The organism is Psychromonas arctica (assembly GCF_038155225.1).
Taxonomy (GTDB): Bacteria; Pseudomonadota; Gammaproteobacteria; order Enterobacterales; family Psychromonadaceae; genus Psychromonas; species Psychromonas arctica_B.
In genome coordinates this window covers 1-207 of record NZ_JBAKBA010000479.1, presented here as the reverse complement: position 1 = coordinate 207, position 207 = coordinate 1, and the positions used below count along the sequence as shown (strand labels likewise).

The 207-nt window shown below is 42.5% G+C and carries 1 protein-coding gene; it reads left to right on the top strand.

Annotated elements, in window-relative coordinates; genetic code table 11:
• On the top strand, positions 1-207 hold a 207-nt coding region (locus V6255_RS19150; RefSeq protein WP_341629501.1), incomplete at both ends, for a nucleoside deaminase.

Below are 207 nucleotides of genomic sequence, written 5' to 3'. Positions count from 1 at the left end.
CTTTAGAGCCTTGCCCAATGTGCGCAGGAGCAATCGTCCATGCTCGCATTAAACGTTTAGTATATGGTGCTGGCGACTATAACACAGGCGCTGCAGGCAGTGTATTTAATTTAGTCTGCCAGGATAATTTGAACCATCAAGTCGACGTGACATCTTGTATTTACGATGAGCACTGCGCTAATAAAATAAGTGATTTTTTTAAACGTC